The sequence below is a fragment of the Pseudoalteromonas sp. S3260 genome (assembly GCF_005886925.1).
Classification (GTDB): domain Bacteria; phylum Pseudomonadota; class Gammaproteobacteria; order Enterobacterales; family Alteromonadaceae; genus Pseudoalteromonas; species Pseudoalteromonas tetraodonis.
Map to the genome: position 1 here is coordinate 22,093 of NZ_PNCV01000042.1, position 24,721 is coordinate 46,813.

At 41.5% G+C, this 24,721-nt stretch carries 18 protein-coding genes; 3 read left to right on the forward strand and 15 right to left on the reverse strand.

The window, feature by feature from the left end:
* The first annotated feature begins 40 nt into the window (after window positions 1-40).
* The gene (locus CWC14_RS08250) at window positions 41-1,318 is read left to right on the forward strand and encodes a protein kinase (protein WP_138562302.1); all 1,278 of its coding nucleotides are present in this window, start codon (window positions 41-43) and stop codon (window positions 1,316-1,318) included.
* A 46-nt stretch (window positions 1,319-1,364) separates the two neighbouring features.
* Here the strand turns inward: CWC14_RS08250 and CWC14_RS08255 are convergent, their stop codons facing one another.
* The 6 genes from CWC14_RS08255 to glk form a co-directional block, all read right to left on the reverse strand.
* Window positions 1,365-2,489 (reverse strand): sterol desaturase family protein, encoded by a 1,125-nt coding sequence (locus tag CWC14_RS08255; protein WP_076921020.1) that lies wholly within the window; start codon window positions 2,487-2,489, stop codon window positions 1,365-1,367.
* A gap of 133 nt (window positions 2,490-2,622) precedes the next feature.
* Entirely contained in the window at window positions 2,623-3,627 is a 1,005-nt protein-coding gene (gap, locus tag CWC14_RS08260) for a type I glyceraldehyde-3-phosphate dehydrogenase (RefSeq protein WP_076921018.1), read from the reverse strand.
* Entirely contained in the window at window positions 3,624-4,256 is a 633-nt protein-coding gene (gene eda / locus CWC14_RS08265; RefSeq protein WP_138562304.1) for a bifunctional 4-hydroxy-2-oxoglutarate aldolase/2-dehydro-3-deoxy-phosphogluconate aldolase, read from the reverse strand. Before eda ends, gap begins: the two co-directional genes overlap by 4 nt.
* Window positions 4,257-4,289: 33 nt before the next feature.
* Window positions 4,290-6,140 (reverse strand): phosphogluconate dehydratase, encoded by a 1,851-nt coding sequence (gene edd, locus CWC14_RS08270; RefSeq protein ID WP_138562386.1) that lies wholly within the window; start codon window positions 6,138-6,140, stop codon window positions 4,290-4,292.
* A 340-nt stretch (window positions 6,141-6,480) separates the two neighbouring features.
* The gene (locus CWC14_RS08275) at window positions 6,481-7,494 is read right to left on the reverse strand and encodes a LacI family DNA-binding transcriptional regulator (RefSeq protein WP_008110549.1); all 1,014 of its coding nucleotides are present in this window, start codon (window positions 7,492-7,494) and stop codon (window positions 6,481-6,483) included.
* A gap of 29 nt (window positions 7,495-7,523) precedes the next feature.
* Window positions 7,524-8,522, reverse strand: a complete 999-nt coding sequence (glk, locus tag CWC14_RS08280) for a glucokinase (RefSeq protein ID WP_138562306.1) — start codon at window positions 8,520-8,522, stop codon at window positions 7,524-7,526.
* Between the two features lie 289 nt (window positions 8,523-8,811).
* Between glk and CWC14_RS08285 the strand changes: the two genes are divergently transcribed.
* Both CWC14_RS08285 and CWC14_RS08290 read left to right on the forward strand, forming a co-directional pair.
* On the forward strand, window positions 8,812-9,828 hold the full coding sequence (locus CWC14_RS08285) for a LacI family DNA-binding transcriptional regulator (RefSeq protein WP_138562308.1): 1,017 nt from the start codon (window positions 8,812-8,814) through the stop codon (window positions 9,826-9,828).
* A 285-nt stretch (window positions 9,829-10,113) separates the two neighbouring features.
* Window positions 10,114-10,746: a trimeric intracellular cation channel family protein gene (locus tag CWC14_RS08290; protein ID WP_075169453.1), complete on the forward strand. Its 633-nt coding sequence runs from the start codon at window positions 10,114-10,116 to the stop codon at window positions 10,744-10,746.
* A 9-nt stretch (window positions 10,747-10,755) separates the two neighbouring features.
* Here the strand turns inward: CWC14_RS08290 and CWC14_RS08295 are convergent, their stop codons facing one another.
* From CWC14_RS08295 to CWC14_RS08330, 9 genes are all read right to left on the reverse strand, one after another.
* A complete protein-coding gene (locus tag CWC14_RS08295) occupies window positions 10,756-10,995 on the reverse strand; it encodes a DUF3955 domain-containing protein (protein ID WP_138562310.1) in 240 nt (79 codons plus the stop codon).
* Between the two features lie 57 nt (window positions 10,996-11,052).
* Complete coding sequence (locus CWC14_RS19145; protein ID WP_171036832.1) at window positions 11,053-11,193, reverse strand: hypothetical protein; 141 nt, start codon at window positions 11,191-11,193, stop codon at window positions 11,053-11,055.
* A gap of 143 nt (window positions 11,194-11,336) precedes the next feature.
* Window positions 11,337-12,035: a DUF2971 domain-containing protein gene (locus CWC14_RS08300; protein ID WP_249928724.1), complete on the reverse strand. Its 699-nt coding sequence runs from the start codon at window positions 12,033-12,035 to the stop codon at window positions 11,337-11,339.
* Window positions 12,036-12,488: 453 nt separating this feature from the next.
* A complete protein-coding gene (locus tag CWC14_RS08305; protein WP_138562312.1) occupies window positions 12,489-14,207 on the reverse strand; it encodes an alpha-amylase family glycosyl hydrolase in 1,719 nt (572 codons plus the stop codon).
* A gap of 86 nt (window positions 14,208-14,293) precedes the next feature.
* On the reverse strand, window positions 14,294-16,699 hold the full coding sequence (locus CWC14_RS08310) for a glycoside hydrolase family 15 protein (RefSeq protein ID WP_138562314.1): 2,406 nt from the start codon (window positions 16,697-16,699) through the stop codon (window positions 14,294-14,296).
* Window positions 16,700-16,713: 14 nt separating this feature from the next.
* Window positions 16,714-18,204 (reverse strand): MFS transporter, encoded by a 1,491-nt coding sequence (locus CWC14_RS08315; protein ID WP_013464811.1) that lies wholly within the window; start codon window positions 18,202-18,204, stop codon window positions 16,714-16,716.
* Window positions 18,201-20,057 (reverse strand): alpha-amylase family protein, encoded by a 1,857-nt coding sequence (locus CWC14_RS08320; RefSeq protein ID WP_138562316.1) that lies wholly within the window; start codon window positions 20,055-20,057, stop codon window positions 18,201-18,203. The genes CWC14_RS08315 and CWC14_RS08320 overlap by 4 nt, the downstream gene beginning before the upstream one ends.
* 148 nt (window positions 20,058-20,205) lie before the next feature.
* The gene (locus CWC14_RS08325) at window positions 20,206-21,699 is read right to left on the reverse strand and encodes a tryptophan halogenase family protein (protein ID WP_076921001.1); all 1,494 of its coding nucleotides are present in this window, start codon (window positions 21,697-21,699) and stop codon (window positions 20,206-20,208) included.
* Window positions 21,700-21,817: 118 nt separating this feature from the next.
* Window positions 21,818-24,619 carry a TonB-dependent receptor gene (locus CWC14_RS08330; protein ID WP_013464808.1) on the reverse strand — a complete coding sequence of 934 codons (2,802 nt, stop codon included), beginning with the start codon at window positions 24,617-24,619 and terminating at the stop codon, window positions 21,818-21,820.
* Window positions 24,620-24,721: the final 102 nt, after the last annotated feature.

The window sequence follows — 24,721 nt, forward strand, 5'->3', positions numbered from 1 at the left end:
TAGTTGGCCTTTTTGTTGATTTTAAAATGGATTATTAATTTTGAATACCCTTTCACAACTTCGCAGCGGCCAATTACTTGGTGCTAAACACCTACAATTAGTTGAAGCGCTAAGCGACTTTCCAGAGGAAATTTTTACCCTCGCGGATACCCTCGAAGTCTTGGATTTATCTAATAACAATTTATCTGATTTACCTGATGAATTTGCCTGCTTAACAAAATTAAAACGACTGTTTTTATCGTTTAATCAGTTTAAACATATACCTAAAATACTTGCTAAGTGCCCTGCTTTGATCATTGTTGCATTTAAAGGTAATCACATCACTGAATTTGCAGATCACTGCCTACCTAAAGCGATTGAATGGCTTATTCTTACAGATAATAAAATAGCTAAGCTGCCTGCAACATTTGGCCAATACACTGCGCTTAAAAAGCTGGCATTGGCAGGTAATCAGCTCAGTGAGCTACCAATAAGCATGGCAAACTGCCATAACCTGGAACTAATTAGGCTCTCTGCAAATCAGTTAACTCAAATTGATAATTGGCTATTTGAACTACCAAAGCTGACTTGGCTTGCATTTGCAGGTAATTGCTTTAATAAATCACAGTGCCTTACCCAATCAAATTTAACCAATAAACCACTGAGTGACTACTCGCTCAGTAAAGTAATAGGCCAAGGCGCATCAGGGATTATCCATCTTGCTTATTCAACGAATAAAGAGCCGGTTGCTGTTAAGTTATTTAAAGGGACTATTACAAGCGATGGTTATCCGCTGGATGAAGTTAATTGCTGCTTGCAAGCGCTTGAGCATCCAAACTTAATTAAAGTACTGGCTTACATTGAACAACAGCAACAGCTTGGTTTAGTGATGGAGTTAATTGATTCAAGCTTTACAAATCTTGGTTTACCGCCGAGCCTTAATACCTGTACTCGAGATACATTTGAAAGCGATTGCCACTACTCTACCCAAGTAATTTATGCCATAGCGCAGCAAATGGTTAGCACTGTGGCCCACTTGCACCAGCACAATATAAGCCATGGTGATATATATGCGCACAATACCATGGTTGATCCGCACGCGCGTGTGCTGTTTGGGGACTTTGGCGCGGCCACTGATCTTACTATGCTCAGTGACTATCAACGTCAACAAATACAGTTAATAGAAGTGCGTGCTTTGGGGTGTTTAATCGAGGATTTACTCACAACCTGCCAAGAGCAAAGCGCTGAAGTCATGCACTTAAAACATATTGCGCAGCAATGCATGAGCGAAAATATCGCACAGCGGCCAACACTTAGCGCATTAGCTGACTTTTTATAGTGGTTATGCGGCCATTAATATTATGGCCGCAAGCTAAAATTGAACACTATTTTTGTTTTTTAAACGGGTAAATTTGTTGCTTTAGCATACCTACAGGCATGTAATCACCCACAACCCCATATTCTTTAGGCCACTCTGCTTGCCCTTTTACTGCAGTACCAAACAAGTAATCTAAAAACGAAAAATGGGCTGCATAATTTCGATCAATGGCGGCTTTGTCGGATGCGTGATGCCAATGATGAAACTGCGGTGTAACCATAAAATACTTTAACCACCCAAATTTTACATTTACGTTAGCGTGATTAAATACCGCTTGAAAGCCTACAATAATCACGTACAAACTAATAATTTGCTGTGAAAAACCCAGCACAAATATAGGCGTTAACACTAAACTACGGGTAACCAGTATTTCTAAAATATGCTGACGAGAGCCTGCGAGCCAATCCATTTCTTTGGCACTGTGGTGCACACCATGAAATCGCCATAAAAAGGGGACTTCGTGATACGCACGATGTGTCCAATACTGCATTAAATCAGCCACCAAAATAATTAAAAATAGCTGCAGTACAAACGGCATTTGCGCTATGTAACCTTGTAATGTGCTCGACACCGCCCAACCAAAACCATAATGCACAAAATGATTAGTAACAAGTAATACAAAGCCCACTATTAGATGATTGACAAAGAAATGGTTTAAATCCCCGCGCCATTCACTACGCAGTATTTTTTGCTCTTTTCGATGCGGAAGCAGTTTTTCAATTAAAATAAAAATTAAGGTTGAGCCTAATAAGTCTAATATAAACCAATCTAAGCCAATATATGGGGTGTTATCGGCAAAGTCATTCACTTCAACATTCGGGCCGCCAAAGCCAATTGCTAGTACAATAAAAAACCACGCAGTCGCCCCCAAGCGCTTATTGGTATTTCGTACAAAATTAAGTAAACCCAGGCTTCCTGAAATAATAAGGGCAACAAACATAAGTTGACGTAAAAACTCGACGCTATAACTTTTACGCAATTCTGGAGTCGTTAAATATTCAGGGAAGTGGAATGCAAGCACTCCCAAGCAACTTAATATCGCCAAAAAGCAAGCAATATAACCGCTGATATTACCCTCACCAATTTGCAACTGACTGGTGCGAAATATTTTTTTAGTGGCGTGTTTTAGCATTATTTTCCTTAATATAATATGCAGTCCCTATTCTAGTGCGCATATTCTAGCAAATTTTGGGCTAACTAAAACACAAAAAAGCCACGCAATGCGTGGCTTGGCTGGATAAAGCTAAATTAACTACACGGAAAATTTATAAATAGGCACCCAGCGCTTTAACTTGATCTAACATGCGGTTTGAGAAACCCCATTCGTTGTCGTACCACGCCATTACTTTAACTAATTTACCATCAGCACGTGTTTGCGTTGCATCAAAAATAGATGAAGCTGGGTTATGGTTAAAGTCGATAGAAACAAGCGGCAGCTCGTTGTACTCTAAAATACCTTTCATTGGCCCTTCTGAGGCTGCTTTAACTACTTGGTTAATTTCTTCAATGCTTGTGTCACGTTTAGCAATAAACGTTAAATCAACTAACGACACATTAATTGTAGGTACACGTACCGCCATGCCATCTAATTTACCTGCCAGCTCAGGCAGTACTAAACCAACCGCTTTTGCAGCGCCCGTTTTAGTTGGGATCATAGATTGAGTCGCACTACGCGCGCGGTATAAATCTGGGTGGTATACGTCAGATAAATTTTGATCGTTAGTGTAAGCATGAATGGTGGTCATGCTACCTTGTTCAATTCCTACTGTATCGTTAATTGCTTTGGCCACTGGTGCTAAACAGTTAGTTGTACACGACGCGTTTGAGATGATATTGCTATCGGCATTAATTACATCGCTGTTTACACCATGAACTACCGTTGCATCCATATCTGTACCAGGAGCCGATACCACTACTTTTTTCGCGCCCGCTTCAATATGCTTATTAGCTGCTTCGCGAGAAGTAAATAACCCTGTACATTCAAGTACGATATCAACGTTTAGTTCTTTCCACGGTAAATTAGCAGGGTCACGCTCTTGCGTTAGCGTGATCACATCATCGCCAATTAGCATAGTGTTATCTTTAAGTGTTACTTGCTGTGAAAAACGACCATGTACTGAGTCAAACTGAGTCAGATGAGCATTTACATTGGCTGGGGCTAAATCGTTAATAGCCACAATTTTAATTTCATTATTTTGCGCTGATTCATACAGTGCACGTAATACATTACGGCCAATTCGGCCGTAGCCATTAATTGCTACCTTAATCATTTTTGACTCCTATTAACTTCACATGCTTGGCGAGCAAGCGTTTCAATAGCTTGCCAGTCTTTATTTTCAATAAGTTGCTTATCTAACATCCACGTACCACCTACACAAATAACATTGTTAAGTGCTAAGTAATCAGGTGCGGTTGCTAAACTAATGCCACCGGTTGGACAAAAAGTAATATCAGGTAATGGGCCACCAATAGATTTAAGCATGGCAGCACCGCCTGCAGCTTCTGCAGGAAAAAACTTTAAGAACTTAAAACCATGAGCAGCTAAGTTCATCACTTCGCTTGGGGTCGCTGCACCGGGTAAAAAAGGAATACTTGACTCTTTTGCCAGCGCTAATAACTCATCGCTAACACCTGGGCTCACCATAAAGTCAGCACCCGCTTTTTCTGATGCGTTAAAGCTTGCTTTATCAACCACAGTACCTGTACCAACATAAGCTTCGGGCACTTCTGCTTTCATTAGTTTTACAGCCTCAGCTGCAATGGGTGTACGCAGTGTAATTTCAAGTGCTTTTAGGCCACCGTTATATAACGCTCTTGCAAGTGGTGCTGCATCTTCTAATTTTTCGATTACCACCACTGGCACTACCGGTGCCGATGCTAAGATTTTTTCAATACTCATTACTTGTTCCTCATTACCCAATATGGCTAATTATTATTCAAGTCCAAAAGCACTTGCACCTAAATCGGCACTGCTTACTATGTTTCTAAATCCAGTAAATAATTCACGACCTGTACCAAATGTTTGGCTTGCTTGGCTAATTTGCGGCTCTCGCTGTGCAAGTTCTTCATCGCTAACATGCAGTTTTAAAATACCATTTGGCGCATCTAGAGTAACAATATCGCCTTCATGAATTTTAGCAATAATCCCACCTTCAACCGCTTCAGGTGCTAAATGGATTGCCGCTGGTACTTTGCCTGATGCGCCCGACATACGACCGTCGGTAACAATAGCCACTTTATAGCCCTGATCTTGTAATGTTGCCATTACCGGTGTGAGCTTATGAAGCTCAGGCATGCCTTTGGCTTTTGGCCCTTGCTCTTTAAGTACAGCAATAAAATCTTGGTTAAGTTCGCCACGGCTGTAGGCATCTTGTAACTCACCTTGTGAGCTAAATACTTTAGCCGGTGCCGACACTACTTGATGAGACTCTGCAACCGCAGAAACTTTAATAACCGCTTTACCTAAGTTACCCGTTAGTAGCTGTAAACCACCTTGCTTACTAAATGGGTTACTTACTGGACGAAGTACTTCTTCATCATGTGAGTTTTCTGGACACGCGACCCATTTAACTTTACTTGGGCCATTGGCATCACTCATAATTAAGTTGTCGTCTTTATCGAGTAGTGGCTCACACATGTAAGGTGCAAGGCCTTCGCCTAAAATAGTGGTTACGTCTGTATGAAGGTAACCAGCACCTGCTAATTCACGCATTAAGAAGCCCATTCCGCCGGCTGCTTGAAAGTGATTAACATCTGCTGAGCCATTTGGATAAATACGCGTCAGTAAGGGAACAACCGCTGATAAATCAGACATGTCTTTCCATGTAACTTGAATACCGGCCGCTTTAGCAATCGCCACAATATGGATTGCATGATTGGTTGAGCCACCTGTTGATAACAAGCCAACTAAGCCGTTAATAATGGTTTTTTCGCTGATCACATCCGCTAAACACGGGCCATCATTGTTTTCAGTAAGCTGCTTAAGCATGGTTTCAACCGCATTACCGGTTAAGCCATCACGCAGTTCTGTGTATGGGTTTATAAACGAGCTACCTGGTAAGTGTAAGCCCATTATTTCCATTAGCATTTGGTTTGAATTTGCAGTGCCATAAAACGTACAGGTACCCGCACTGTGATAAGAAGCGCTTTCAGCTTCTAGTAGCTCTTCACGAGATACCAGTCCTTGTGCAAACTTTTGACGAACACGTGCTTTGTCTTTGTTTGGAATACCTGATTGCATAGGCCCTGCTGGTAAAAAATACACAGGTAAGTGACCAAATGATAAAGCACCAATTAATAGGCCTGGGACAATTTTGTCACATACACCTAAACAAAACACACCATCAAACACGTCATGCGATAACGAAACCGCAGTAGACATAGCAATAACGTCACGAGAAAAAAGCGATAGCTCCATGCCATCACGCCCTTGCGTAACGCCATCACACATCGCAGGAACACCGCCAGCAACTTGCGCGGTGGCGTCAAATTTAGTGGCAATGCTTTTAATTAAATCGGGGTATTCTTTATAAGGCACATGTGCAGATAACATGTCGTTATATGAATTGATAATTGCAAGGTTTGGCACCTCGTCTGCTTTTAAACGCGCTTTGTCATCGCTGCTACACGCAGCCATTACATGAGCAATATTGCCACAGCCTAATCCAGCACGAACTCTTGTTTGTTTTTTTGCGTGCGAAATACGATCTAAATAGGCTTGACGGGTTTGTTTACTGCGCTCAATAACGCGTTCTGTGACTTCTTGAATTCGAGGGTGCAACATAATTTTACTCATCTCTATTCGTTAGAGGATAAAGGCTCAGTAACAATTATAGACTCCACGAAAATAACTGTACTGAGCATCTTTGACTTACCCGTTCAAAGGTACGCTACCAGGGAGCCTCTCACAACAACCCTGACACCGGTGTCACTATATTAACGCATGACACTGACACCGGTGTCAACCCTGAGTAATTAAAATAGCCAATTTTTTTAACATGCACAATAAATAAACGTGAATTTTTAGTGAAATACCAGCAAGCAAATAATGAAAATTAAAAGTACAGACAAAAAAAAGCCCGAGTAAGCGTCACTCATACTCGGGCTACTGTGAAAAAGCGGTTTTATTTTACGGCTGCGGTTGACTCTCGCGTGATTAATTTTGCTTCTAAAATCACTTTATATGGCGACTCTTGCGGCTCAATAATATGAGTGATCAATTGCGTAACGGCTTGTTTTGTCATTTCTTCTACAGGTTGCGCTATGGTGGTCAGCCCAGGCCAAATGTGGCGCGCTATTGGTGCATTATCAAACCCAGCGATAGAAATATCATCAGGTACACGTAAGTTACGCTGCGTGGCTAATTTGAGCACTGCAGCTGCCATGTAGTCGTTTGATGCAAATACAGCGGTAGGACGTGGTGATAAATCTAAAATACTACGCGCACTGTCTACTCCTGAATGGTAACTAAAGTTACCCTCTTCAACTAAGCGTTCGTTAAATTCAATGCCATGAGTTGTTAATGCGCGCCTGTAACCTTTAAAACGCTGCTCAGTGGCACTGTGATCTGGGTGACCTTTAATAAACGCTATGGAGGTATGTCCTAGATTTATTAAATGCTCGGTAATTTCAAACGCCCCCTGCTCGTCATTGCTGGTCACAGAAATAGAATCGTCATCTAAAATTGCAGAAGCGACTCGAGCATAAGGGATTTTTTTCGACTTTAAAAAATCTACCAACTCGCCAAAATCACAAAATGGCGGGGTTAATACTAAACCGTCGAGGCGTGATGACTGCAATAACTGCTCAATATTGTTAATGAGTGCATCGCCCCTGAGCTCACAAGGATGAATAAGCAAGTTATAGTTGTTCTCTTGGCAGGCAGCCAGTGCGCCTGTTTGCACACGGGTGATATAACTTTTACTAGGATTATCGTAAATGCAACCAATGATAAAGCTGCGATTTTGTGCAAGGCCGCGTGCAATTGGGTTTGGGGTGTAATCTAGCTCTTTAAATACGGCTAACACTTTTTCGCGTGTAGCTGCACTGACATTAGGCTCATTATTGAGTACTCGCGATACGGTTTTTTTAGAAACACCTGCATGACTGGCAACGCTGTTTATAGTGACTTTTTTCATCTATTTATTTCCAAACCTATGCAAAGCGATTAATCCTGTTGGCTTGTATGCAAACACGCGGCAGCCCCAATTAATGGGATGTTGTCTTGTGTTACTAACGTCACCGGAATTTGACCTGTGTACTGCGACATAATACCTTTTTGCGAAAAGCGCTCAATAAAACGACTTTCAAGTAAACGAGCCTGCATGCGTGGTAAAATTCCACCGCCAATATAAAGGCCGCCTAAGGCGCCGTAGGCCAACGCTAAATCGCCTGCAACACTGCCAATCCAGTCACAAAATTGATCAAGCGTTGCATCACACACTTCACATTCACCGCTATTGGCTAAGCTACTAATTTGTGCGGCATCTAAATTTTTTGCTGCCACCCCTTTAACCGCAGCCATGGCTTTATATAAATGAGCAATACCTGGGCCCGAAAATACCGTTTCTACTGATACATGAGGGTGATCTTTTTTAAGTTCTTGAATTAGTTGAGCGTCAAGTTGATTAACGGCTGCTAACGAAATATGCCCGCCTTCTGAGCTCATCACCGCGCACGAATGCGCGGTTCTCACTAAGCACGCTGCACCAAAACCGGTGCCTGGGCCCATTACACCTATATTGGCAGACTCATCCGCTTGACCAGGTTTAACAGTGACATTTTGTGAAGGGTCTAAATACGGTGCTGCGTAGGCAAAAGCAGCAAAGTCATTTATAACGCTTAATTGAGCAAGGTCAAAGTGGTGTTTAAAATCATTAACGCTAAAGTGCCAACCTAAATTAGTTAAATGAACTTGCCCTGCATTTATAGGGCCTGCTACTGCAAGGCATGCGCGTTTAGGGGTTATATGAGACACTGTTGATAAGTAGTACTCGGTAGCACTTTCGAGCGATCCATAGTTAGCACTGGGAAAAGTATGATTATGCTCAATGGTAAATTGATTACTTGATTCGTCGAACCCAGTGATCAACGCAAAACGAGCATTTGTGCCGCCAATATCGGCAACCAGAATAGGATCAAAGTGTGTGCTAGAGTGTAAACCCATAGTGTTATCTCTTTTGTTTAAGTAATGAGTACTTATTATTTTAATGGAGTATCATTGATACTTATTTACTTTGAGCTATCACCTCAAAGCAGCTATCACTGTAAAAATGCTACCTTTAATAATAAAGGTAGCTAATACGTTTTGACAACAAAATGATAAAACGCCCTTATTGTGACACCGGTGTCATGAAAAAATCAATAAAAAAATGCCTTTATTGACAAATAAGCTTGAAAAAAATCACTAATAAACGAGAATACCCCCCTATTGTCCTCTTAAGTAAGTAATCGTGATGAAAGGTAAAGCCACCTCGTTTGATATAGCCCATTATGCTGGGGTGTCTCAATCTACAGTTTCGCGTGCTCTACGAAATAGTCCACTGGTAAATGACGAAACTCGAAGACGTGTTCACGATATTGCTAAAAAACTTAATTACAAAGTAGACAAAAACGCCAGTAACCTTCGCACTCAACAAAGCAGTACCCTAGCATTGCTGTTGTTTGAAGACCCGACCTCAGATGAATCACAAATCAACCCGTTTTTTTTAGCCATGCTGGGCAGTATTACCCGTGCTTGCGCAAAAGAAGGTTATGATCTACTTGTTTCATTTCAATCAGCTAGCGCTGATTGGCAAGCAGACTACGAAGACAGCCATCGAGCAGATGGAATAATCTTATTAGGCTATGGCGACTACATTGATTTTCAACCAAAATTTAATACCTTGCTTGAACAAAACACTAAATTTGTTTGCTGGGGAGCAAGCGTTGATAACCGCCCTGATTTAACTATAAGTTGCGATAATTATGGCGGTGGTAAACTTGCCGCTGAGCATTTACTGGCGCATAACCGAACTGATTGTGCATTTATTGGCGATGCCTCTGATCACAGCCCTGAGTTTTTTGCCCGTTTTAATGGCTTTAAAGACGAACTGCAGCAGAACGGTGTCCCCTTAAATGATCGTAAAATTGCCAATGCAATTTCTACCGAAGAATCTGGCTACCATGCTACTCGCTCTTTAATTGCTAATAACATTACTTTTAATGCACTTTTTGCTGCCAGCGATCTGATTGCTATAGGCGCAATACGCGCGCTAAAAGAAGCCAATATTAACGTGCCAAAAGATGTAGCCGTAATCGGCTTTGATAATATTTCTATTGCAAGTTACATTAATCCGCCGCTCACAACCATAGAGCAAAACACCACTATAGCGGGGCAAATGTTAGTTGAAAACTTACTTAAATTAATTCGTGGTGAGCAAGTACAAAGCACCCTGCTGCCACCGCGTTTAATTGCGCGCGGCTCAAGTTAACTCATTGCATGAGGCCCCCCTTTAAAAAGTAGCCAAATGCCCCTCCTCTTACCCTTATATTTATTTGGGCTTTATTGGCTTAATTGCGGTCATTTGTCCTTGCTGTTTTTACCAGCAAACCAAAAGCGTTCTCTAGATTAACTGCCTATTCACACCTTGCTATAACATTAGTTTTTTTAATCTGAAAGTGGCTGTTTTTAATGTGATTTTTCACTCGTCAATGCACTATTTTATCTCTACAATCGCACTTTAATTTTTGCTCTTAAAAGTTTAAGTGACTATTTCATGCTACTCACTATTGTTTACATCATCGGAATTACAGCAGAAGCCATGACCGGTGCACTCAGCGCTGGGCGCAGAAACATGGATTGGTTTGGTGTTATGTTAGTAGCCAGTGCCACAGCTATTGGTGGTGGTAGCGTGCGAGATATTTTATTAGGTAACTACCCACTGACTTGGGTAAAACACCCAGAATATTTACTGATCACTTGCCTAGCCGGTATTGTTACCACTTGGTTGGCAAAATGGGTGGTTAAATTTAAAGGCATATTTATGCGCCTAGATGCACTAGGGCTTGCTGCGTTTAGTATTATTGGCTGCCAAGTTGGACTTAATATGGGTTTGCACTATGGAATTTGTGTGGTCGCTGCTATTGTGACCGGCGTATTTGGTGGATTATTGCGTGATTTAATTTGTCGCCAAGCGCCATTAGTACTTCATCATGAACTTTACGCAAGCGTAGCGCTTATTGTTGCTTGTTTATACTTAGCACTGCACCACTACAACATTGATGACAATATCAGCGTGGTTGCAAGTTTAGTAGTAGGCTATTTAATTCGAATGGCATCGGTACGCTTTAAATGGCGCTTACCAACATTTAATTTATTAGAACCCGCTAATTTAAATAATGAGCAATAAACGCTGAGGTTAACTTTCCTCTGCCCTTGCGCTTTTAAAGAGCTCTATTACTTGGCGGGCTAATAAACTGGCCACAAAAAATAACCCCAAAGCAAAACACAGTATACTCAAAGGCAAAAATAAGCTTTCATGCAATACACCGTTATTATCAACATATTGATACACACTGTTTTCTATCAGCATAAAACCCGTGCCAAGCAATAAAAAGCTAACACTCAATGTGGCTGTTTTGTTTGAAAAAAAGCGCATAATCTATCCATAAATATTTTATTAAATTGTCGGGATAGCAGTTTGAATGAGCGAATATTAATCTACAGTATCGGTTAGGAGAGCAAGAAACTTTTCTAAGTCTTTGGAAGTTGCATTTGGAGCTTGGCTAGCCACCATCGCATCAAAATAATTTTGACCTAGCTCCTTAAAGTCCGTTTTCGATTCTTTTGCTGACACTGGTAATGATGCCATCGCAAAAAATGCTAATATTAATAGTTTTTCATTAAATACTCCTTTATCTGAAATTCACATAAAGCCCCGCGCATGAGCGCGAACTTATGAGAGTCGCAGGGGCCGCAGGCCCAGTATGACGCGGATTGTTATAACTCAACGAACTCGATCTTGAACTCTGTTGGTGAAATACTTGCCTGCTTGACCACAACGTTTTCATATTTCGAACTAAGAACGTTGAGCAGCTGATCTTTTTTCTTATTTTCCATACGCGCCCCTAAGATGACTTCTTTGACCGCACTTTTTGGAAAGTTAAAAAGGTGTATAGGGTACATATCCACCTTAATCACTCTGTTTGAGTCGCTTAATACAGCACACATAAGCCACTCTTGCTCATAAAACCAATCTTCAGATTTAACTAAGAGGAGTTCAACTCCAGTAAGCTCCATTACTCGTTTTGTCGGTCTATCTTTCGCATATTCTACTTTTCGAAGATGATAAAGCTCATCTCTATCGCTTCGTTTTTGATTGAAGAACGGATTGTTATCGTCAAATCCTATGCAAAATCCTGTATGTGAACGGACATAGTGCGCCCACATAAGTAAATTGCTGTTTTTTTCCGTTAGCGAAAGAACTCCGATTATTTCGTTTGATTTTTCATCAAAAGTTTGGGCAACTACGCCACCCATGGCTGAAAACTGTTTGTTTATTTCCGGCCAATATTGACCGTAGTTTTGTCTTGTTAAAGCTTCTAACTGAGCTGGCGAAATTAATTTGCTTAACTCAGGGGATATTTCTAACTCAGTTTTAATTAAACTCTTGATTTTGCTTTCGAACACTTCGTCCATTTCTTCTTTTGAAGCCAAAGTTGAAATGACAGGTTTAAACTCAAAAGGATCATTAAAGTCAGCTGGCTGTGTAAAGCGAATAAGATTCTAATCTAAAACATCAATCCTATCTGGAGCTAGGTATTTAAATAGCACAGCGCCCTCCTTGAGTTTTAACAATTTTATAGTGCGCTCGTCGCGTATATTTCTGCGAAAGTCACGCTAATCTATTTATTAATTACTTTTTAACAAATAACCTAACCATTGTCAGCTGTAATTTTTTTCTTGGTACTAAATATAAGACTAAAGAAGGAAATGCGCTCGTCTCGCATTTTCATGATAAGCGCCATGACGCCAGAAGAAGTTAAGCGACTTATGACTCATTAAAATGCGCTATAACTTGGGGGTAATGCAATAAGAGCACTTTTACCAAAAGGGGCTTACGTATGTTAGCCCCTTTTATGTGTATTTTATTTATAGTGTGTTATTCAGTAACAACAAACCATAGCCAGCGAGTTGCTCGCCATTGAGATCGTGTTGCCAGTTAGGCGTTAACCCACCGCGTTTAATACTACTGATGGTTTGTGGGTTAGCGGTTAAGTTAAGCACAAACATACTTTTACTGCCGTTTAACTCGCGGGTTATTTCAACTAGGCCGTTGTTATGCTGTGTTAATTCATAACTGCCTTTAATACCCAGCTCTGGGCGCTGTTTTTTTAGTGCGATTAAGTGCTGATATAAACGCCACAGTGAATCAGATTGTGCTTGTTGCGTTTTTACATTGCGATCAGCAGCATTAATTTGCTGTGCTAAATATTCAGGCCACCACTGAGTGTAGTTATCACCAAACAGTTCAGCCTGCTCAACCCAACTTGTTTTAGCTTGAGTAAAACCGGCTTGATTGCTGTTGTCCCATTGCATAGGCGCACGTTTATACACATCGTGACCTGTGCCACCTTGTGTTAGGCCAATTTCTTCACCGTAATAAATATACGGCGTGCCAGGAGAGCTAAATAACATGGCGGCGGCAAGTTTTGCCTTATCGTCGTGTTCAGTAAGTTGATAAGCCACTCGCTCTTGGTCGTGATTAGTTAAAAACGGTGCAAAAAAATCAAGCGGTGCAGTTGAATCAATACGCTGTTGTAAATTTTGTTTGAGCACATTGGCATCAACTGCGTTGATTTTTTGGTTAGATTGCATGGTGCCAAATTGCGCTTCACCACTGGCATCGAGTTTTAATAAGCCCAGTATTTTATAGCCAACTTCAAAATCAAAGCCTTGATCAAGCCCTTTACCTTCGCCAAAGTATTTTGCCGCAACGGGAATGTCAGCCCATGCTTCACCTACTAAGTACGCCTCTGGATCAACGCTTTTTACGTATTGGTTAAAGTGCTGCCAATATGCAATAGTTTCGTCGGTATCGGCTTGCGCATCTGCGCCACCTTCCATGGCAAAACGTACTGCGTCTAACCTAAAGCCAGCAACCCCTTTATCAAGCCAAAACTTGGCCATTTTTTCCATTTCGGCAACAACATCAGGGTGGCGTAAGTTCAAGTCAGGTTGGCTTGCTCCAAACGCACCATAGTAATACTGCTGACGTGTTTCACTCCAATGCCATACTGCGTCGGGTTGGTCGTTATTACTCCATGCGTGGCCCCAGCCACTTCCGGCTTTTGGCATATCGTCGCGCCAAATAAAGTAATCTGCATAAGGGGCTTCATTATTTGCTGAACGCTGAAACCATTCATGATTACTTGATATATGGTTTATAACTAAATCAAGTATGACTTTCATGCCTTTGTCGTCAGCGGCTTTTATAAAGGCTTCAAACTCTGCCATGCTGCCGTAGTCGTTTTCTACTTGGTAAAATTCAGTAAAATCATAGCCATGATACGACGGTGCTTCAAACATCGGGGTTAACCACAATGCATTTACACCGAGGTCTTGTAGATACGGGAGCTTTTGGGTCATACCGTTAAAATCGCCATGGCCATCAGCATCGCTGTCGTAAAAGCTGCGTGGCCAAATTTGATAAAATACCGCATTTTGCCACCAAGGCGTTGCGTGTTGCTCAGTATTTAATTGCGATGTTTCGGTGTTATTCGTGTTGTTATTTAATGATGGTGCACTTTGGCAGCCTGTTAGCATGATTGCTAATGCTAATGCTAATGCGCTCAAGGTAAATGTTTTCATTTCAGCCTCGTTATTATTGTAATAAATAACATAGCCGTATTTTACTATGGCTATGTTAATTAACCTGAACTGCGGATAGTTTGTGGTTATTTTAGTGCTTTAGTTATCACCGGATAATGATCCCATACTTGTTTGTCGCTTAGTGAGCGCACTAGCTTAACATATTCAGCATGCGTCCACGCCAATGGTGTGGCCGAGTTTGTACCCTCGCCTAACGTGTATCCTGCTTTATTTACGCCCACGCCATCCCATACTTGTTCTGGTAGCATCATGCCTTCGTTAGCAAATTGCTCTAGCCCTTTTACATAGCTATTTTTAATAGCCTGCTGTTTAGTTGCATCTAAGGTATTATTGGCATTCGCGGCGGCAATTTCATAATGGCCTCGTTCACCGGTAAAAAATGGCCAAACTCGCCCACGTTGACCTGGGCTATTTTTTCCACCTTCGGCATAATTAGCGCCCGTTACCTCGTCTTCACCGTATCCGTCGTTACCATAACGGCGGTAGCCTGCAAATGTGCCGCTGCCATCAGTAAACTCAAAGCTGTATTTAACTTGTAAGTTATCTGTTAGGGTTTCGTCATCATATTCTGGCAGTGTTTTTACTATGCTAGGCGCTAGCGCATCACGTACACCATAGCGAACGAGCTCTAAAAACCCACCATCGAGAATTTGCTTTTTATTAAACCCTTCACGGCCATTGTTGGCGTTAATTTTAGTATTTGAATTGGCGTCTTTGTCTTGGCCAATACGTATAAAATACTCGCCGTCTGTTGCGTTTGATTCTAAATTACCTGCGGTGGTAAACATCATGCTTTCTATATCGGCGTTGTAACTTTTTGCTGTTGCAAGGTAGCGTTTAGCATTTACCTCATCACCTGCCATTTTTGCAATATCAGCGGCGGTAATTAAACCGGCAATAACAGCAGCGGTGGTTGATGGCGAATACCCTTCTTGCTCTTCCCAGCGTTCTTGCTGAGTGGCTGGCGGCGTTATTTGTGTGTCGTTCCATAGAATGTTTGCACGACCACCCTCAACTAAAAAGTCTGCCGCGGGCTTTAACATACGGCTATACCAATCGCTCAGCTCTGCATCTGTTAATACATCAGCTTGATGAAGCTTCCACGCTAGCATAATAGGCATAGCGGTTTGGTCTAGCTGTACGCCTACCCATTCAAGTTCGCCATCTACGTGTGTTTTTTGTAAAAACCACCCAGTATCACCTTTATTGCCCGGGGTTTTGCTGTTTACTTGAACTTTTTCAAGGTATTCAAATGCGGTTTTGGCTGTTGCATTATCGCCCATGGCCATAAACGCCATGGCAACTTGATAAAAGTCGCGCACCCATACCGCTTTATAACCAGTAGAACCTGTTTTAGCCGATACGGTTTCGCCCCATGGGTTAGATAGAGAGGCAATAAGTGCCCCGGCATGGGTTTTGTCTTCTTGGGCTTTTAACACCATAGCACTGGTATAAAGTAACTTGCCGTTATCTGCGGTTTGTTCGCTCATGTTATTTAGCGGTGCAAGGCTTTGCAGGTAGTCTTGCCAACCAAGTGCTTCGCCTTTACCGTTGTAATTATCAAGCACAGCTTGGTAACCTTTGGCTAGCGTAGCTTGGCCTTGTTTAAAGCTGGTTTGTTCGCTATTGCCAAAACTTAGGCTTAAATCGAACTGGCTGTTTTCACCAATTGCACCCAGCTCTGCAAGTAAACTAACATTCCCCGATTGTTCACCGGTAGTTTTATAAACACGGGTAAGCTGCTGAGTTGTTTTAAGCTGGCTTAAACCATCACTCACACCTGTAAAACCAACACTTGTTTGTTTAAATGGCTTTGCACCTTGCAATGACAAATAATTATCGCCCTGCCACGCTACCAACCCTTGCTCGGTGGTTTTTGCAAAGTCATCTAAGCCGTTGTTGTTTATATACGGGTTAACTGTTACATATGCTTTTACACCGTCAAGCTGGGTATTAAAAATACTGCGTACAAATAAGGTTTGACCGTCTGGATCGGTAAATATATGTTTTTCGAGGCTAAAGCGACCTTGCTTATCTTTGCTTACTACTTTGTAAGCTAATGATAACGGGCGGCCTTTATCGTCTTTGTATAAGTAATCAATTGTAACGTCTAAATCGTCAGCTTCAGTGACTGTAAAATTTTTTCCGACTACAACAAATTGCATGTCTTTAATTTGCGCTTGATGAATAAGCCCGTACATGGTTTCGGTTATCATCCCTTTGGCAATCGAAAACCATACTTTTGACACTTTACCTGTAGGTGCTTCGTCACTGTAGTGACCATTTTGGTATTGCTCAAAAGACGTGCCTATCCCAGTTTTGCCTGCGTATGCCCAAAATGGGGCTTCGCCTGGTGCGCCTGGCGCACTCACTGATGTTTGCGCTACTGCACTGGTTTGCGTATTTTGCACGCCACAACCTACAAGGCCTGCGGCCAATATTGTCGCGGTAATTAGATTATATTTTTTCATTTTAGCCCCTTAAATTAAGACTGTTTAACACGCAGTACGGCAACCGCTGCAAGTACAAAAGACACAGCACCTAGCATCAATGCGTAAATAGGTTGATTTTGGAAAAAGTGACGGAGTATCAGGCCAAGGACACTGGCGGCTAATAATTGTGGGATCACAATAAAAAAGTTAAATATTCCCATATACACACCCATTTTATGACTCGGTACTGAGGTACTTAACATGGCGTAAGGCAACGACAATATAGACGCCCACGCAAAACCAATACCTATCATTGGCCAAATAAGTAAGCTCGGATCTTGTATAAACATAAAGCTCGCCAATCCTAACGCACCTAAAATAAGGTTAAGTGCATGCGCTAGTTTTAAACCAACACGCTTAACGATGATCGGGATACATAAAGCCGCCAATGCAGCAAAACCGTTGTAAGCCGCAAATAATATACCCACCCAGTCTGCACCATTGTTATACGCCGCTGAACTTGTGTCGCTGCTACCATAATGAAAACTGGTCACCGCTGAGGTGGTGTAAATCCACATGGCAAATAATGCAAACCAGCTAAAAAACTGTACCCAAGCAAGTTGTTTCATCGCCTCTGGCATGGTAAATACATCGTTAACGACTTGGTAAAAGCCACCGCTGGTGTGGTTTTTTGCCTGTAGTGCGGCTGCAATAAATTGAATAACGCCAAAACTCACTAAGCCAGCTGCTAAAAGGTACAGCTCTTTTTCTAGGTTTAATCCCGTGACTAAACCAAGTACGGCAAGCCCTAACACGGTAAATACACTGCCGCCTTTACTAAAGTTAATTTGTGCACAAACCGCCTGTTCAACTTCAGCTTGCTCTTGTTGATTAAATGCGGCCAATTCTTCAGGTGAATATTCTTTGGTGGTTATAATTGTCCAGCCCACTGCGACCAGCAATACAACTGCACCAAAGTAAAATGAGTACTTTACTGAATCAGGAATTTGCCCTGCAGCGGCGGTGTTGGCAATATCAAACCAGTTTGTCATCATCCAAGGGAGTGCAGAAGCAACCACGGCGCCTACGCCTATAAAAAAGCTTTGCATTGCATAGCCCGTAGCACGCTGTTTGTTTGGTAGGTTATCGCCTACAAGGGCGCGAAATGGTTCCATGGTGACGTTAATCGATGCATCCATGATCCATAACATGCCCGCTGCAATCCAAAGTGTTGGTGAGTTTGGCATAATAAATAACGATAATGTGGTTAAAATAGCGCCGTATAAAAAAAACGGACGACGGCGGCCTAATTTGCCCCAGGTTTTATCGCTCCAGTAACCAATAATTGGCTGTACAATTAAACCGGTAAGTGGTGCTGCCACCCACAAAATAGGAATGTCATCTACATTCGCTCCAAGGGTTTGAAATATTCGGCTTACATTACCGTTTTGCAGTGCAAAGCCAAATTGAATGCCTAAAAAGCCAAAGCACATGTTCCATATTTGCCAAAAACTTAAATCTGGTTTGTTTTTATTGTTATTCATTTTTCAGCCTTATTAATTAAAACCGCACTACTAAATGCATCAAGGGTCAGTGTAAAGGTGGCGTTTTGTTGATCGTGATTAACCAAAATACCGTTATGCGCCTCTAACAGGTCATTTAACGTTGAATTAGGTTTGAGAGTTAAAGCTTGGTGCGGGCTAAGTGTAACGGTAACCGTTTGCGTTTTTTGACTAAAGTTACTCAGCACCCATAATGATTGTTGGCCTAAGGTACGCACAAAACCAACCACGCTGTCACTCCCCGTGATCATCAGCTGCGCCATATCGCCGGCAACAATCGCTGGTAAATCGTTAAGTGCCATAATTGAAATATAATATTGGCGTAATTGCGCTTGTTCAGTTGTTAACTGACCGCCATCAAATTTACCGTTGTTCATCCACGCTTGGTGAGCAGGAACACCAATATAGTCAAAAATACTGGTGCGAGTCGGGCTACCAAACCCCGCGTTTTCTGAGCCATCTTCACCGACATCTTGACCAAAATAAAGCAAGCTTGGCGAGCGACTGATTAAGTGAGAGACCACCATTGCCGGCTTGCCCCATGCGGCATCGCCGGCAAAATCAGGACTTGCGATACGTTGTTCGTCATGGTTTTCTAAAAAGTGCAGCATATGTTGCTCTATGTCAGCCACTTTTTGCTGAGCATTAAAAATACTACTTGCGGCTTGCTTGCCTTGCATTATGGCTTTTAAGGTGTCGTAAAAGCCTACTTTGTCATACAAGTAATCCATTTTACCTTGGTGAATGTAAGTTCGGTACATCAATGGGTTGTACACTTCGGCAAGTAAAAATGCATCGGGTTTATGCATTTTTATCGATGAATTTAAAAAGCTCCAAAATTCAACCGGCACCATTTCAGCCATATCATAGCGAAAGCCATCCACGCCTTTATCTAACCAATAAAGCGCAATATTTCTAAATTTATACCAACTATTTGGCAGTTCTTTATCTTGCCAAAAGGCATAATGTGCACGGTAATCTTGGTTTTCTAGCGCCTTAGGTAAAGTTGGAAAATCTAGGCTACCATCGGGTTTAACGCCGTAGTTTACTTTTACTGTTTCGTACCAGTCGTTTATATCAGGCTGTGGAGAGCGTGCACCGTTTCCTGTCCATTTAGCCGGTGTTTCATTAAATTTGCCATCAGCTAAGGGATGAGAATTTCCGCCAAGCACTTGATAACTATCGCTCGAAGGCACTTGAAATGACTCACCGGGTACATAATAAAAGTTATTATTAACATCATAGTCTTTGCTGGTATCGTCTTTTTCACCAAAGTCTTTAACGCCATTAGGCTTAGCCGTTGAGTGGTAATCACGTGCAACGTGATTGGGCACAATGTCTATTATCACTTTCATATCATGATCGTGGGTACGTTCAATAAGCGCGCTAAACTCTTCGAGCCTGTTCGTTACATTTACCGCCAAATCAGGATTTACATCGTAATAATCTTTAATTGCATAGGGCGAGCCTGCACGCCCTTTAACCACATCTGGATCATCCTGACTAATACCATATTCGGTGTAATCACCCACTAAGGCATGATGTAAAACGCCGGTATACCACACATGGGTCGTTCCTAATTCTTTAATGCCTTTAAGCGCTGCGTCGTTAAAGTCAACAAACTTACCCACGCCATTTTGCTCTTTAGTACCCCATGGAATGTTTGCGGTTTGAGTATTACCAAATAAACGGGTAAACACTTGATAAACAACTGGCTTTACAGGCTCTGTCTTATTTACAATCGTTTTTGCTTGCGTGCTTTCATTATCATCACTGCAGCCTTGCACAACTAATGTGCTTGATAGCAGCAAGGGTATGTAAAATCTTTTTTTCATTGTGTGTGTCATTTTTATTTCAGTGTTGTCATTGGTTTATACTAAAGCTAACTGTAGTTTGGTTACAGTTGCTGCATACGTATTCACAGCTACATTCAGCACCTGTTAACCCAAAAATTAAACTGCCCGCATGAAAATTTTTGGGGGCTTACTTTGGTTTTAAACTACTTAAAAATACGGTGTGACTTGGCAGTTGCTCTACCGTTGAATTTATTAATGTTTTTAAATTACTAAATAACTCGGCTAATTGCTCATTGGTTAATGAATCTGCTAGCGCACCGTAATCATCGGGTAATAGGCCTTGACCTATCATGACTTGTTGCCACGCCACTTCGGCAAATAACTCGTCGTTTTCGCGCACTACTTTGCCCGTTTGTTTAAATAAATCCATTTTATGCGCTAACGATTGCGGAATTTCCATTTGCTTACATTGACGCCAAAATGGAGTATCTTTCCGCTCAGTTAGCTTATAGTGCAAAATAATGAAGTCACGAATATGCTCGATTTCGGTGATGCTTTGCTTATTAAATTCTGTTACTAACGCATCACTAACCCCATGGTGAGGAAATAACTTAATTAAACGCGTCACAGCACTTTGTATTAGATGAATACTGGTTGATTCAAGTGGCTCTAAAAACCCACTCGATAAGCCAATGGCGACGACGTTTTTATGCCACTGTTTTAAACGACGACCTGTTTTAAACTTAATTAATCGGGGTTCAGTAATAGGCTCTGCAGGAAGATTATTGAGTAATAATTGTTTTGCATCGTCATCAGATATATGGCGGCTACAATATACTAAGCCATTCCCCATTCTGTGCTGTAATGGAATTTGCCACTGCCAACCGGCACTGTGCGCAATTGAACGTGTATAAGGTTTTAATTCACCATTTGATGCTGTTTGTACTGCAATGGCGCTATCGCAGGGTAAGTAGTGCGACCAATCTACAAACCCAGTATTGAGTGTTTGCTCAATCAATAAGGCACGCAAGCCCGTACAATCTAAAAATAAATCGCCACTGATACTGCTGCCATCATCAAGGGTTAGGCTCTGAATATTGCCACTGGTTGGGCACTGCATGACCTCATTAATTTTAGCATCTAGATGTTTTACCCCCCGCTCTGTGGCTAAGTGCTTTAAAAACTCAGCATACAAACTGGCGTCAAAATGATACGCGTAGCTTAATCCTGGCAACGACGTGTTAGAAATGGTATTCAGTGGAGCAAATTTATTGTTTTTCGCAGCCTGATAATTTAATGAAAAATCCCAAAAATCATCTTTGCACCCTTGCGTTTGGCCTTTAAGCCAAAAATTATAAAAGTCACAAAAAGGAAAGTTTTTACCCAAAGTGCCAAACGCATGCATATAACTGTGTGCTGATCTTTTCCAGTTTTCAAACTCAATACCAAGCTTAATCGTCGCGTTAGTGGCATTTATAAAGTGTTGTTCATTGATACCCAATGCATTATTTAGCTGCATTATAGGGGGAATAGTGGCTTCCCCTACGCCCACTGTGCCAATGTGAGTTGATTCTATTAGGGTAATATTAATTACTTTACCTAATACTTTATTTAACAGTGCAGCGGCTATCCATCCAGCTGTACCACCGCCTGCAATGACGACGTGTTTTATTGGTTTCATATGTTTGTCCACTTTTTGCTGTGTATTAAAGCCGCTAAAATAATTTATTAGGTAAAGTCACTATAAAAAAGCCCTTGTAAAACTAATTACAAGGGCTAATATCTTAACTAAATTTCAGTTAAAGCTTGTAGCTAAATCCAAGAATAAAGTTACGCCCATAATCTTGGTAATCCCGCACTTGTAAGGCATTATCACCACTTAGTGTTGTAAATGGTTCTTCAGTGATATTTTGTACTTGGAATGTCACATTTAAGCCATCTAAGCTCTCAACACCTGCTTCGCCAAAATCGTAACCAACTTGTACGTCCCAAATTGTTTCACCTAAGATGTTTACTTGCTGTGTTTCATAACCTGCGTTGTAAATATCACCTTTAAAGTCGCTGCGTTTACGCATGCTAGTACGTGCTTGGAAGCCATAGTTTTCATAATAAAAAGTTAAACTTTCTATTTTGTCTGATAGACCAGGTAGCTCATATTCGTTGCCGTTTTGATCTTCAATATCTTGTTCAATTCCTGTATGGCTGGCAATTAAACCAAAACCTTCTAATGAATCACTAAAGACGTTAAACGGTAGAGCAAGAGACAATTCATAACCCCAAAGGTCTCCACCACCGCCATTCACTTTACCTGATGCAGTACCACTACTATTCTCTGGTATCTCACCCGTTGAAGGGTCAGCAACCCCTGACATATCAACTTCGTATACGCCATCAAATATCCATTGACTTAAGTCTTTATAAAATACAGCTGCTGAGAAGTAGCCTTCTGCACTAAAGTAGTTTTCATAAGTCAAATCAAAACCCGTTGCTTCTTTTGGTTCAAGTGTAGGGTTACCACCCGATACTGACCAATAGTTGCCATTCTCATCAGGACGCTCTGAATTATAGCTCGCATTAACAGAAGCATTCATTTCATCTAGGCGGGCTCGTGAGATAGTTTTAGCGGCACCAAAACGCACAGTTTGATTTTCATCTAGCGCTAAAGATAAATTAAGACTAGGTAAAACATGGCTATAATCGTGTGACACATTGTTAGGAACGGCTTCAACTAGACCAGTCACGTCATTCGGCACAGCCGCAAAACCTTGCGAAGATTGCTCAGTTCTAACATAGCGAACACCAAAGTTACCTGTTAGTGGTAGTTCACCTACTTCAGCATTAATATCAGCTTGTACAAAAAACGCCGTGACTTTTTCTTGCACTGTGTATGATTGCGTCGTGTGTTTTATATCCGTTAAACTTTCTTGGATTGAGCTATAATATCCATCGTCAACTAGTGCACGGGTATCATAGGCAATCATATCCCCCATACCGATAAAATCTAAACTAGCAGTTCCGAGACGGTATTGCTCTGGAACGACAAGCATACCTGGGTTATCTAATGAGAAGTCACTTAATGTTAAGTAGTACCCCTCAGACTTTTTGCTCTTCTCGCGGTCGCGATATGACATACCAAAACTAACTTTGCTTAAGTAATCGTTTTCTAATAGCTTGCTTGCTGCTAGTTTTAAAGTATGCAGTTCATCATTAACCTCAGGGGCATTAATAAAGCCATCTTGGGCTGTATCTTGATAAGGTGTGCCTGACAAACCGTATTGATCATTAAGCGCTGAGCTGGTTCCCCATGACAAAGGGCTACCTAACTGAATTAAAGCATAATCACTATAATCTAACTCGTGACTAAATTGTGCACCGGTATTGCCGCCATTAAGTGAATAGCCAATGTTGTCAGCAACACCATTCGCTTGACCGCGGCCTGTGCCAGAATAACTTTGTAAGCTCCAGTCCTTACGCTCAACTTCAGATAAGCTCGCATCAAACTCTACCGACCACGAATCGTCAATGTCATATTTAGTATTAAAACCAAATTGCGTTAATTCAGCATCACGTTCTTCAACATCATTACGAACTACAACGCGTTGACCTTGCGTTGTTGCACTGGTAATAAACCCAGATTCTTCATCTATAGCTAGGCTATTTGGATCAATATTGCCTTGCCCACCCCAATCAGGAAAAAATGGAATTTCAATACCACGTAGGATTTTTTCATCTGTAAAATCAACATACAACGCATCAAATGTCATGTTTAAACGGTCATTTGGTGCAGCTTCAACTACTAGCATCGCTGAATCACGTTCAAGTGTTGATGAACGTACAAAAGGTTTAGCGCCGCCTAAGATTGAATAATTCTGTCCATCAACGTCGAATTCAGGGTATCCCCAAGAATTCCAGCGTTTTTCTTGGTTAGGTGAGCTCATAGTATTGTAAGCAAATGCAACACCTATAGTGTCATCTGCAAACTGATCAATGTATGAAACCGTGCCACGAAAGCCTTTGTCATCACCATCTGGGTTTAGCTTATCAAAACCTGACTGCTCTAACTGACCATTAAACATGATCACGCGCTCGCCTTTACTTAAAGGTTTTACCGTTTGCATGTCGATAACACCGGCAATGCCTTCAGCTTCAATGCTAGCACTTGGCGTTTTATATACAGTAACACCGCTCATTATTTCTGATGGGTAAAGGTCAAACTCAACACCACGGTTGTCACCAATCGATACTTGCTCACGGCCATTGAAGGTGGTTGCACTTTCGTTTTCACTAAAACCACGAACACTTACACGACTAGCACGACCATCAAGACGTTGCGCTGTTAAACCTGGTAAACGCGCGATTGATTCAGCAATAGATGTATCTGGAAGTTTACCAATGTCTTCTGCAGAGATAGACTCAACCACCTGTGTTGAAAAACGCTTAGTATTAATTGATTCAACAACACTACCGCGAAAACCTTTTACTTCAATAATTTCTACATCATCATTTTTTATTGTTTCTTCTTGTGCCGCAGTGGTGGCAAAGCTTGATAGTCCGGCAGCAGTTAATGCTAGCGTTAATATACTTGGTTTGAACATAGCCATAATGTTTTCCCGTTACCCATAATGTGATACCCGCTTACTTGCTTAAGTGATAGTTAAGCTTGCGAGCTTATTTTGTTGTCAGGATGAATACTAACGCTCGTA

What these genes read in the sequence shown, in the direction of transcription:
- CWC14_RS08255 (WP_076921020.1), bottom strand. Translation starts at nt 2,489, where the DNA reads ATGCTAAAACACGCCACTAAAAAAATATTTCGCACCAGTCAGTTGCAA.
- gap (WP_076921018.1), bottom strand. Translation starts at nt 3,627, where the DNA reads ATGATTAAGGTAGCAATTAATGGCTACGGCCGAATTGGCCGTAATGTA.
- eda (WP_138562304.1), bottom strand. Translation starts at nt 4,256, where the DNA reads ATGAGTATTGAAAAAATCTTAGCATCGGCACCGGTAGTGCCAGTGGTG.
- edd (WP_138562386.1), bottom strand. Translation starts at nt 6,140, where the DNA reads ATGTTGCACCCTCGAATTCAAGAAGTCACAGAACGCGTTATTGAGCGC.
- CWC14_RS08275 (WP_008110549.1), bottom strand. Translation starts at nt 7,494, where the DNA reads ATGAAAAAAGTCACTATAAACAGCGTTGCCAGTCATGCAGGTGTTTCT.
- glk (WP_138562306.1), bottom strand. Translation starts at nt 8,522, where the DNA reads ATGGGTTTACACTCTAGCACACACTTTGATCCTATTCTGGTTGCCGAT.
- CWC14_RS08285 (WP_138562308.1), top strand. Translation starts at nt 8,812, where the DNA reads ATGAAAGGTAAAGCCACCTCGTTTGATATAGCCCATTATGCTGGGGTG.
- CWC14_RS08290 (WP_075169453.1), top strand. Translation starts at nt 10,114, where the DNA reads ATGCTACTCACTATTGTTTACATCATCGGAATTACAGCAGAAGCCATG.
- CWC14_RS08295 (WP_138562310.1), bottom strand. Translation starts at nt 10,995, where the DNA reads ATGCGCTTTTTTTCAAACAAAACAGCCACATTGAGTGTTAGCTTTTTA.
- CWC14_RS08300 (WP_249928724.1), bottom strand. Translation starts at nt 12,035, where the DNA reads ATGGACGAAGTGTTCGAAAGCAAAATCAAGAGTTTAATTAAAACTGAG.
- CWC14_RS08305 (WP_138562312.1), bottom strand. Translation starts at nt 14,207, where the DNA reads ATGAAAACATTTACCTTGAGCGCATTAGCATTAGCATTAGCAATCATG.
- CWC14_RS08310 (WP_138562314.1), bottom strand. Translation starts at nt 16,699, where the DNA reads ATGAAAAAATATAATCTAATTACCGCGACAATATTGGCCGCAGGCCTT.
- CWC14_RS08315 (WP_013464811.1), bottom strand. Translation starts at nt 18,204, where the DNA reads ATGAATAACAATAAAAACAAACCAGATTTAAGTTTTTGGCAAATATGG.
- CWC14_RS08320 (WP_138562316.1), bottom strand. Translation starts at nt 20,057, where the DNA reads ATGAAAAAAAGATTTTACATACCCTTGCTGCTATCAAGCACATTAGTT.
- CWC14_RS08325 (WP_076921001.1), bottom strand. Translation starts at nt 21,699, where the DNA reads ATGAAACCAATAAAACACGTCGTCATTGCAGGCGGTGGTACAGCTGGA.
- CWC14_RS08330 (WP_013464808.1), bottom strand. Translation starts at nt 24,619, where the DNA reads ATGGCTATGTTCAAACCAAGTATATTAACGCTAGCATTAACTGCTGCC.